Origin of the sequence: Pseudomonas californiensis (genome assembly GCF_021147775.1) — a bacterium.
GTDB lineage: Bacteria > Pseudomonadota > Gammaproteobacteria > Pseudomonadales > Pseudomonadaceae > Aquipseudomonas > Aquipseudomonas californiensis.
The window spans coordinates 37,118-47,380 of record NZ_JAGTPK010000005.1 but is presented as its reverse complement, the minus strand read 5'-3'; the positions used below and the strand labels follow the sequence as shown (position 1 = coordinate 47,380).

General features: G+C 57.3%; 12 protein-coding genes. 8 read left to right on the top strand and 4 right to left on the bottom strand.

Annotated features, from left to right (window positions below; all coding sequences use genetic code 11):
• Nucleotides 1-14: 14 nt before the first annotated feature.
• Both KDX37_RS06490 and KDX37_RS06485 read right to left on the bottom strand, forming a co-directional pair.
• A complete protein-coding gene (locus KDX37_RS06490) occupies nucleotides 15-1,154 on the bottom strand; it encodes a trypsin-like peptidase domain-containing protein (RefSeq protein ID WP_231651855.1) in 1,140 nt (379 codons plus the stop codon).
• A 54-nt stretch (nucleotides 1,155-1,208) separates the two neighbouring features.
• On the bottom strand, nucleotides 1,209-2,207 hold the full coding sequence (locus KDX37_RS06485) for an ATP-grasp domain-containing protein (protein WP_231651854.1): 999 nt from the start codon (nucleotides 2,205-2,207) through the stop codon (nucleotides 1,209-1,211).
• Nucleotides 2,208-2,326: 119 nt separating this feature from the next.
• On the opposite strand from KDX37_RS06485, the gene KDX37_RS06480 reads away from it, so the two are divergent.
• Nucleotides 2,327-2,872, top strand: a complete 546-nt coding sequence (locus tag KDX37_RS06480) for a DUF1523 family protein (protein WP_231651853.1) — start codon at nucleotides 2,327-2,329, stop codon at nucleotides 2,870-2,872.
• Nucleotides 2,873-3,049: 177 nt separating this feature from the next.
• Here KDX37_RS06480 and KDX37_RS06475 read toward each other — a convergent pair whose 3' ends face one another.
• Complete coding sequence (locus KDX37_RS06475; protein WP_231651852.1) at nucleotides 3,050-3,472, bottom strand: pilin; 423 nt, start codon at nucleotides 3,470-3,472, stop codon at nucleotides 3,050-3,052.
• Nucleotides 3,473-3,697: 225 nt separating this feature from the next.
• Here KDX37_RS06475 and pilB point away from each other — a divergent pair, with 225 nt between their 5' ends.
• From pilB to yacG, 5 genes are read left to right on the top strand one after another with little or no spacing between them, the layout of a single operon-like run.
• Complete coding sequence (pilB, locus tag KDX37_RS06470) at nucleotides 3,698-5,398, top strand: type IV-A pilus assembly ATPase PilB (RefSeq protein WP_231651851.1); 1,701 nt, start codon at nucleotides 3,698-3,700, stop codon at nucleotides 5,396-5,398.
• Between the two features lie 2 nt (nucleotides 5,399-5,400).
• Nucleotides 5,401-6,618, top strand: a complete 1,218-nt coding sequence (locus tag KDX37_RS06465; RefSeq protein ID WP_231651850.1) for a type II secretion system F family protein — start codon at nucleotides 5,401-5,403, stop codon at nucleotides 6,616-6,618.
• 1 nt (nucleotide 6,619) lies between these two features.
• Nucleotides 6,620-7,492 carry a prepilin peptidase gene (locus KDX37_RS06460; protein WP_231651849.1) on the top strand — a complete coding sequence of 291 codons (873 nt, stop codon included), beginning with the start codon at nucleotides 6,620-6,622 and terminating at the stop codon, nucleotides 7,490-7,492.
• Nucleotides 7,489-8,112, top strand: a complete 624-nt coding sequence (gene coaE, locus KDX37_RS06455; RefSeq protein WP_231651848.1) for a dephospho-CoA kinase — start codon at nucleotides 7,489-7,491, stop codon at nucleotides 8,110-8,112. The genes KDX37_RS06460 and coaE overlap by 4 nt, the downstream gene beginning before the upstream one ends.
• On the top strand, nucleotides 8,109-8,318 hold the full coding sequence (gene yacG / locus KDX37_RS06450; RefSeq protein WP_231651847.1) for a DNA gyrase inhibitor YacG: 210 nt from the start codon (nucleotides 8,109-8,111) through the stop codon (nucleotides 8,316-8,318). Before coaE ends, yacG begins: the two co-directional genes overlap by 4 nt.
• A 153-nt stretch (nucleotides 8,319-8,471) precedes the next feature.
• Here yacG and KDX37_RS06445 read toward each other — a convergent pair whose 3' ends face one another.
• The gene (locus KDX37_RS06445; RefSeq protein WP_231651846.1) at nucleotides 8,472-8,933 is read right to left on the bottom strand and encodes a hypothetical protein; all 462 of its coding nucleotides are present in this window, start codon (nucleotides 8,931-8,933) and stop codon (nucleotides 8,472-8,474) included.
• Between the two features lie 120 nt (nucleotides 8,934-9,053).
• Here KDX37_RS06445 and KDX37_RS06440 point away from each other — a divergent pair, with 120 nt between their 5' ends.
• Together KDX37_RS06440 and KDX37_RS06435 are read left to right on the top strand one after the other, a co-directional pair.
• Nucleotides 9,054-9,683 carry a DUF1780 domain-containing protein gene (locus KDX37_RS06440; protein ID WP_231651845.1) on the top strand — a complete coding sequence of 210 codons (630 nt, stop codon included), beginning with the start codon at nucleotides 9,054-9,056 and terminating at the stop codon, nucleotides 9,681-9,683.
• An 8-nt stretch (nucleotides 9,684-9,691) separates the two neighbouring features.
• Nucleotides 9,692-10,225, top strand: coding sequence for an MOSC domain-containing protein (locus tag KDX37_RS06435; RefSeq protein ID WP_231651999.1), 534 nt, complete (start codon nucleotides 9,692-9,694; stop codon nucleotides 10,223-10,225).
• The last annotated feature ends 38 nt before the right edge of the window (nucleotides 10,226-10,263 follow it).

The following is a 10,263-nucleotide window of genomic DNA, read 5'->3' as shown; positions in this document are numbered from 1 at the left end:
TGAAAATGTCAGCGCTAACTTCGGGAGGCTTCGACAAGCCAGAGCGATGACTGGGCAGCACGTGTAATTTCTGTCGTGGTGTACGTCCTTTCTGACCGCGCATGCGACGCATCAATGCGGCATGCCTGCAGAAAAGAAATCAGTAATGCGGACTTCACCGCAAAATTCATGTTTTGCCCGTCCGGCACGGTAGACGTCACCATCCCGATGACAGCTCCACCACTGTCAAACAACGGGCTACCGCTGGAGCCTGGCTGAATGGGTGCCGTGAACTGGAACAGGCTGGCATCGCTGTGCAAGCCGAACAGTCCGGATATACCGCCCTGCGTCACCTGCAGCCCGCCGCCGGAAATCGAGGCCAGCGGATAACCCAGCACGACCACGTTATCACCCGGTTCACAGCCCTGCCCTTCGCGGAATGTAACCGCAGGCAACGGCGAAGCCCCCTGCACGCGCAGCAACGCAATGTCGTTACGGCGATCAACCACCACCGGTTCGACCTTGTAACGGCCTTCCAGCGAATGAATGTGGAACACGCTCATGTCTTCGATGACGTGCGCGCACGTGATCACATGGGCAGGCCCTACCACGAAGGCCGTGCCGGTGGCCGACTGATGACCAGCACCGCCGCCAGGGCTACCCGCTGGCTTGCGCGGGTGACGGTCGTCGACTTCCAGACCGATCTTGCGTCCAAAAGCAGACAAACCGTACGCAGAGCCTTCACTCAGCGCGCGAAACTTCCATTGATCGTTACGCTTGTAAAACTCGCCGATGATGATCGCGGCTTCGCCGTTTTCACTCAGGTCGACGCGGTGTTCGATCTCGGCATCCACCTGCAGGTGCAGGCTGCCAATCTCCCGGACCGGCCCGGTGGCGGCAAACACGTAGACCATCAACAGCACACGATCACTGCCTGCCGGGAGCTGGTCCAGCTTCAGCGTACAGCCCACGTTCTGCGGGCCGCCGCTCCACTCCATCCAGTTCTGTTCCTGATGAAGAAGCGCCGGCTCGCCCATGGGCTGGCGCTTTTCATTGACCGCAAGCAACGCAACCGCAGCGTACTCACCAAAAACCGAGGATCTGCCACTCTCCAGGTTCCAGGTGCAGCGAGCGTTCGCTAAAGCGGTGTTTGCACCTGGCGCCAAGACTTTCATGCCCGATCCTCCGTGATTAGAGCGATTAGTAATAGCAAAAAACTATTATCCTGATCAAACCGTGGCCCGTACAGCCACGGTGATTGCCTTGACTCGAATATCGTCGAGCCAATGTGTTTCCGGTTCTTTCAAGCCCAACCGCCGTGCGGCAAAAATACCGGGCAGATTCATGCCTGTTTCTCGCGTGTAACCTATGCCGCCCGAGTAGCGCGGGTTGATTTCCAGCAGGCGCGGTTTGCCATCGGCGTCATCGCGGGTCTGCACATTGATCAGCCCGTCACAGGCAAAATGCTCCGCTGCGCGCACCGCCAGGTGAACCGCTTCGCTGTCGCGCTCGAAGGTCTGATTGAGGCCAAGCTTGCGCCGTCCGACAAAGGCGACAGCCTTGCCGTGCTCGCACATCATGTCCACCGAACACTCGCTGCCGGGCATATAAGGCATCAGCAACATTGGCGGACGTTCATCGGACTGGCGATAGGCATTCAGATAAGCCTGGAATGTCGCTTCGCGGGCGTCGGGATTGGCGAAACAGCGAAAATCATCAATGTCCGTTTTGAAGCGCCAGAAGCCGTGGCCGTAAATCCCGACCGTGGGTTTGATACACACCTCACCGGACGCAGAAAGCGTGTCATAGGCCGCTTGCAACTCTTCGGCATTGTGCGCCGTGATACCGGGGATGCATGCAAGACCCGCTGACTCGGCAGCGGCAGTGAAGCGGCTCTTGTCATCGACATCGATAAACGTCTGCTGCGACGTTCCGCCCGTCACGAGGTCGAAGCCTTCAGCAATGAAGCGCTCTCGCTGGGCTTCATAAAAGCTGCCGATGCGTCCGGCCACAATCACTTTGGCGCCCAGCGAGCGCGCGTTTTCGATGACCCAGTCGATGCGTTCTTCGTTATCAGTCGGTTCCTGTAACGCCACATCGGCCTGGCCGGTAATCTCCGACCGCAACTGACGGTGGGACGCGATAATCTGCACCGAGGCGGGCAAGGCATCGCGCGCGCCCATGATCACTTCACGCTGGCTGGACTGCCCTTCAAGGAACCAAATCATGTGAATCTCCGGAAGACGACTGCGCCTCGAACGGCCTTGTCGAATTTTGTAATAACTGTTTTGCTTCGAAATGTTCGGATTAGGGCAAAGTCACGCAATTTTAAACAGAGGACGCTGGTATGAAGTGGCTTAAAAGGTCGATTGGGCTTGTGGTACTCGTAGCATTCGGCATCGGCGCATTAAGCCTTTATTACGTCCTGCCGCGCCATGATGTCGTGATGATTACCGGTGTGGAAGTCAAAAGAATGGACGCCGACGGGGTGATCAACGCCGAAAACCCGGCCGATGGCCCGACCCGCGACGTGTACTTCATCAACACCGAACACCCGGACAACAAGCACGTCGTGGTCTACCGCAACGAAGACACCGGCTGGAGCTTCCCGTGGTATTTCAAATTCGACTCGGCTGATATCCAGGCCAAGGCCCAGGGTTATTCACGCGACTCACAGCAGCTCGCGCTGATCCGTTATTACGGCTGGCGCATCCAGATCCTGTCGATGTTCCCCAACGTGACCGAGATCGAAGCCGTGTCCACCCGAGACGAGCCGTTCCCGGTGTTCAACGCGATCTTCTTTGGGGTTTTGATTCTGCTGGTGCTGATGGTCGTACTGGTAATCCGCCGCCGCTTTCGCAAACAGCCGCGAGTGGATCAGGTGGTGAGGTAGGAAATCGGCTGAAACAAGCTTTTTCGGCCTGGAAACGCAAAAGCCCGATCAGTGATGATCGGGCTTTTGCAATTTTATTCGGTGAGGAGAAAATATCACACCGACCAATACATGACGATTAAACAGATCTAATTGCGCTGCTAACAAACTGGGCAGAAGATATCACACACACTTCTATCAGTTAGGTCTTACGTAACCAGCTGTTACGCAAACACCGCTGAACGTCCAGGTTGCGCCACCGCCCACGGCATTAGGTGTCAAGCTGCAAGTCTCTGTGGCCAAAATACCTTTATAGGCGTTCGGCGTAGCCGTTATCGCACCGTTAGTACCGATAGCGATAGTATTGACTGCGCCGGTTGTCACAGCAGCAGGCAACGTCACACCTACTTTTGCAGCGGTATCACATTCGGTCAGGGCCGCAGCTTGAACGGCACAAAGGCCGACTGCTGTCTTGACGGAGGCCATTGCAGCCAGAACTTCAGAGTACGCAGCTTTCTTGGTGTAGTTCTGATACGAGGGGATCGCAACCGCCGCCAAAATACCAACAATCGCCACCACGATCATCAGTTCGATCAAGGTAAAACCGTTTTGTGCTTTCATCGCTACTTCTCCGAGGCGTCAATTTTGGGTGCCTTGAGTTGACCAAAGCACATGGCATGCCAATGTGACACACCCCTCAGTTTCTGACTTAAACCGAGCTAGTCGGGTGCGTTATACACCCGGAAATTCGCAGAAACTGACAATTTTCGTCACATCACCTGTTGCCATTTGGCAGTACCCTCCGACTGGGTTATAACCCTCGCACTGTCTGTGTGTGGTGGTGTTATGCCTGATGTCGTCCTTACGGGCCTGGCCAAGCAATTGGTGTTGGCCGAGCTTCTCTCTGAAAACGCTGCGCAGCAGGCCAATCAACAGGCGCGGCTCGACAAGATTTCGCTGGTCAGTTATCTGGTGCAGCACCGTCTTGTCAAAAGCCTGACGCTGGCCGAGATGGCCTCGGACCAGTTCGGCGTGCCGTTCATGGACCTGTCCAGCCTGGACAAGGAGAGCCAGCCCAAAGGCCTGGTCAGCGAAAAACTGGTTCGCCAGCACCACGCACTGCCGCTGTGGCGACGTGGCAACAAGCTGTTCATCGGTATATCGGACCCGACCAATCATCAGGCAGTCACTGATATCCAATTCAGCACCGGCCTGACGACCGAAGCTATCCTGGTGGAAGACGACAAACTCCGGGAAGCCATCGAGAAGTTTTTTGACGCAAACAGCGGTCTCGGCGAATTGGCCGATGTGGACCTCGGTCTGGAGATAGACCCAGGGGAAGGCGAAGGCAAGGTGACTTCGCTGACCGATCAGGGAGACGCTGACGACGCGCCCGTGGTTCGTTTCGTCAATAAAATGTTGCTGGACGCCATCCGCCTCGGCTCCTCGGACTTGCACTTCGAACCCTATGAAAAGATCTTTCGCGTGCGTTTGCGCACTGACGGCATCCTGCATGAAGCCGCCAGGCCGCCGATCCACCTGGCGAGCCGGATTGCCGCGCGCCTGAAAGTCATGGCCAGCCTTGATATTTCCGAGCGGCGCAAGCCACAGGACGGCCGAGTCAAATTGCGGGTTTCCAAGAACAAAGCCATCGATTTTCGGATGAACACCCTGCCGACACTGTGGGGCGAAAAGATCGTAATGCGGATTCTCGACCCGACCAGTGCCCAGATGGGTATTGATGCGCTGGGTTACGAGCCAGAACAGAAGGCGCTGTATCTGGAAGCCTTGAAACAGCCGCAAGGCATGATCCTGGTCACCGGTCCTACTGGCTCGGGTAAAACCGTTTCGTTGTACACCGGCCTGAATATCCTCAATACAGTAGACATCAATATTTCCACCGCCGAGGACCCGGTCGAAATCAACCTCGAAGGCGTCAATCAAGTCAACATCAACCCGCGCCAGGGCCTCGATTTTTCCCAGGCGCTGCGCGCGTTCCTGCGTCAGGACCCGGACGTGATCATGGTCGGCGAGATCCGCGACCTGGAAACAGCAGAAATCGCCATCAAGGCTTCGCAGACCGGCCACATGGTGTTGTCCACCCTGCACACCAACAGCGCGGCAGAGACCTTGACCCGCTTGCATCACATGGGCGTCGCGGCGTTCAACATTGCCACGGCGATCAACCTGATCATCGCCCAGCGTCTGGCACGCAAGTTGTGTCCGCATTGCAAGAAAGAGGTTGATATCCCTCGGGAAACGCTCATTCAGGAAGGTTTCCCGGAAGAGAAGATCGGCACCTTCAAGGTCTACGGCCCGGTAGGCTGCAACCATTGCAACGGGGGCTACAAAGGCCGTTTGGGCATCTACGAAGTGGTCAAGAAAACCCCTGAGCTGGAACGCATCATCATGGAAGAAGGCAATTCGCTGGAGATTTCCCGACAGATGCGCAAGGACGGCTTCAACGACCTGCGCACCTCAGGCCTGTTGAAGGCCATGCAGGGCATCACCAGCCTTGAAGAAGTCAACCGCGTGACCAAGGATTGAGCATGGCCAGCAAGGTAGTCAAAGTCAGTGTTTTCACCTGGGAAGGCATCGACAAGAAGGGCAGCAAAATCAGCGGTGAGTTGAGCGGGCATAACCCGGCACTGATCAAGGCGCAGCTGCGCAAGCAAGGTATCAACCCGACCAAGGTTCGCAAAAAATCCGTCTCCATCTTTGGTAACGGCAAGAAGATAAAGCCGCTCGACATCGCCTTTTTCTCAAGGCAAATGGCGACGATGATGAAAGCTGGCGTGCCGCTGCTGCAGTCGTTCGACATCATCAGCGAGGGCAGCGAAAACTCGAACATGCGTACGCTGGTCAATTCCTTGAAACAGGAAGTCTCTGCCGGCAACAGCTTTGCGACGGCTTTGCGGCAAAAGCCCGAGTACTTTGACGCTCTGTTTTGCAATCTGGTGGACGCTGGCGAACAGGCGGGTGCACTGGAGAGCCTGCTGGACAGGGTCGCGACGTACAAGGAAAAGACCGAAAAGCTCAAAGCCAAGATCAAGAAGGCGATGACTTATCCAATGGCCGTAGTGATAGTTGCGGTTATCGTATCGTGCATCCTGCTCATCAAGGTAGTACCGCAGTTTCAATCCGTTTTTGCGAGTTTTGGCGCAGAGCTGCCTGCATTTACCTTGATGGTGATCTGGTTTTCAGAGGTACTACAGCGCTGGTGGCTCATTGTGCTTGCCCTGTTGGCCGGAAGCTTTTTCATGTTCAAGAGAACCTATAAGAAGTCGCAAAAATTTCGCGACGGCATCGACCGATTCCTGCTGAAAATTCCAGTTATCGGCCCGTTGATTTTCAAATCTTCCGTCGCCCGCTACGCCCGCACATTGGCCACGACTTTTGCAGCGGGTGTCCCACTGGTTGAGGCACTCGACTCAGTTGCAGGCGCCACCGGCAACGTGGTGTTCAAAAACGCAGTCAACAAGATCAGGCAAGACGTATCGACGGGCATGCAGCTCAACTTTTCCATGCGTGCGACCGGCGTATTCCCCAGCCTGGCAATCCAGATGACTGCCATCGGTGAAGAATCCGGTGCGCTGGACACCATGCTCGACAAGGTTGCGACTTATTACGAGGACGAAGTCGATAACATGGTCGACAGCCTGACCAGCCTCATGGAGCCGATGATCATGGCAGTGCTGGGGGTCGTTGTCGGCGGCTTGGTGATTGCCATGTACCTGCCGATCTTCAAACTCGGGAACGTTGTCTGACATGATTCTTCTCGATTTTCTCGCCAGTTCGATGCTGGCTTTCGTTGTGTCGGCAGGCGTGCTCGGCCTGTTGGTCGGCAGCTTCCTCAATGTGGTGGTGTATCGCCTGCCGAAAATGATGGAGCGTGACTGGAAAGCGCAGTCCCGGGAAATGTTGGGGCTGCCGCCTGAACCCGATCAACCGGTGTTCAACCTCACCCTGCCCCACTCCCGCTGCCCTCATTGCGCACACCGGATTCGCCCGTGGGAAAACCTGCCGGTCATCAGTTACCTGTTGCTGGGCGGCAAATGTTCGAACTGCAAGGCACCGATCAGTAAACGCTACCCCTTGGTCGAGCTGAGTTGCGCGCTGCTGTCCGCTTACGTCGCCTGGCATTTCGGCTTTGGCTGGCAGGCTGCTGCAATGCTGGCGTTGAGTTGGGGGCTGCTGGCGATGAGCTTGATCGACGCCGACACCCAGTTGCTGCCTGACTCACTGGTGTTGCCGCTGATGTGGCTGGGCCTGATCGTCAATGCTTTCGGCCTGTTCACTTCTCTGAACGACGCCCTGTGGGGCGCCGTTGCGGGTTATCTGGCGTTGTGGTCGGTGTTCTGGCTGTTCAAGCTGGTGACCGGCAAGGAAGGCATGGGCTATGGCGACTTCAAATTGCTGGCGATGCTGGGCGCCTGGGGTGGCTGGCAGATCCTGCCCCTGACGATACTTCTGTCGTCGCTGGTAGGCGCGGTGCTTGGGGTGATCATGATGCGCGTGCGCAAGGTTGAGTCCGGCACACCGATCCCCTTTGGTCCATATCTGGCGATCGCGGGGTGGATCGCTTTGCTCTGGGGTGGTCAAATAACCGACTCCTATCTGCAGTTTGCCGGTTTCAAATGACCCCACCCGACTCAAAACCCTGGATCCTTGGCCTGACAGGCGGTATCGGCAGCGGCAAAAGCGCGGCCGCTCAGTGCTTTATCGATCTGGGTATTCACACTGTGGACGCAGACCACGCCGCCCGCTGGGTCGTAGAGCCGGGCAGACCGGCGCTAGCGCAGATCGCGGCGCACTTCGGTGCAGGCGTGCTGCAAGCCAGCGGAGAACTGGACCGCACCGCGCTGCGCGCACTGATCTTTGAACACCCGGAGCAACGCCGCTGGCTGGAAGCGTTGCTGCACCCATTGATCAATCAGGAAATTGTCAGCTACCTCGCGCGCGCAACATCACCTTACGCCATCCTGGTGTCGCCGCTGCTGATCGAGTCGGGCCAATACCGGATGGTTCAGCGCGTGCTGGTGGTCGATGCCCCGCAGCAATTGCAGATCGAGCGCACCATGCTGCGCGACCGCTCAAGCCAGGATCAAGTGCAGGCCATTCTCAAGGTTCAGGCCACACGCGAAGAACGCGTGAGCCATGCCGACGATGTGTTGGTCAACGACCGTGATCAGGCCTGGCTCAAGAGCGAAGTCGAGCGGCTGCACCACTTTTACCTTACTTTGTGTGGAGGCCACTCATGAGCCAACCAATGACCGTTCAATGCCCAACCTGTGGCGCCCCCGTGGAATGGAGCGCAGTCAGCCCGAACCGCCCGTTCTGTTCTGATCGCTGCAAGTTGATCGACCTCGGCGCCTGGGCGTCGGAAGAACACGCCATTCCCGTCAGCCCGGACGCTGAAGACGATCTGTTCTCGGGCGATCTCGAAGCGCCGCACCGCGGCCACTGATATTCAAGACTGCCCGGAAATGCCCCTCAGTTCATCGGCACATCCCCTGTGGATGTGCCGCCCTCTTCGCGAGCAAGCTCACTCCCACAAACCGCGCTTCACTTCCATGAAGTGCGTCCCAGAACTGGGCAGTTGATTGTCAGGCTGCGGCAATCAAGGCTTTTCCAGCGCTGCACGCAGCTGCTCGGCATTGCCAAACTGCTGCTGGCTGACCAACTGCCCGTCGCGCAACTGTAACCACAGCACCTTATCGTCATCGCCAGCGTATTGCGGCACGATACGCGCGTCGCGGTCGAGCATGACGCGGTAGGTGTAGTCACGCATTTTGGGTATGGCGAACATTTTCGCGATGATGGTCGGCATCTTCTGGATGTCAGCCACAAACACGGTGTGCCGTGACTCCAGAAACCCCTTGGGCTTGTCAGCCAGAGCGGCATTTACCAGTTTGGCGGCGTCCATGCTGCGGGCGACCAGCAAGGTCTGGGTCTGGTTGTTGAGGGTGTAAGGCTGGTCGTACTGATCGAGCAACGTCCAGGAGGCGAGACGATCACCGGTTTCCAGGGCATTGGCCGTCAACGGCAGCAAAACCAGCAGCAGGATAGGCAGAAATTTCAAACGTCGACTCTCCAGAAAGCGATGTTTACAAAATCATCGCAGGCGATAAAGATGGACGGCCAGTCTACACGCACCCTTGCACTCTTCCAGTGACAGCGATTTGGACGCTAAGCTTGGCCTATGGATGACTCAGACTACTTACGCCTGTTGACGATCCAGGCTGAACAAGCCAACGCCTTTCTTTCCAATGCGCGAAAGTGGGAGCGTGAGCGATGGGTTTGTCAGCGCTTGCTGCAAGGCCTGAACATCGCGCATCGCAACGAAGACTTCACGCCTGCCGGGCAGGAGCCGCCGGACGTGCTGTTTCGTGATGCCTGCTTCGAGGTATTTTTCGTACTGGATGAAGGCCGTCGCCTGAATGACGAATGGCGCGAAGAGCTGGAGCGACGACGCAGTGCCTTTTCCCTGAGCCAACTGGTACGTCGCGAAGCAAAGCCCAAGCGCATTCCGGCCTCGGAACTGCTGAGAAGGCTCGCTCCCACGCTGCGCAAGAAGGCCCACAATTACCGCGAACGCGGCCTGGATCTTGGCGAGCTGGACATCATTGCGTTCGCCAGCCTCAAGCGTGAAGTACTCGACCTCAACAGCCATTTCCCGCCGCCCACGGAATACCTGAGGCAAGGTTGGCGCTCCCTCTCGCTGGTCGGACCGACCTTCGCTCGGGTATTGTTTGCGCATCCGGATGCCCCGGACTTTCTACGGACCAATCTGGGCCGCAGTGTCGTTTTCGATGTTGGAATCAGTTTATGAACACAGTCATGAGCCCGCTGCAGGAACTGCTGGCCAATGTTCCACAGCAAGGACGCGTGCGCTGGATTGGCGTGCGCCCTGAATCTCGTGTCGACATGATCGAGCTGGAAGCCGTTGAAGCTCGTCGCGAAGCTGGCCTGACGGGCGATCACTCACGCCCAGGCCCTCGTAATGCGCGCCAGGTGACGCTTATCCAGTGGGAACATCTGGCAGTGGTCAGCTCGTTACTGAACCGTACGGCCGACCACCCCATCGTGCCTCAGGATCTGCGGCGCAATCTGGTGATCAGTGGTATCAACCTGTTCAGCCTCAAGAACCGCCGTTTCAGGATCGGCCAGGCCATTTTCGAAACCACCGGCTGGTGCCAACCTTGCGCCCGTCTTGAACAACGCCTCGGCCAAGGGACGTTCCAGGCTGTACGTGGCCATGGCGGAATCACGGCACGAGTGTTACAAAGCGGAATCATCCGACTGGACGACACACTGCGGGTCGAACCGCTGGACGCCCATGACCCTTGGCCTGCTGGCAAACAGCAGGCCTGAGACCCTGCATAAATGAGCTGCGGCCTGAACCCACACCG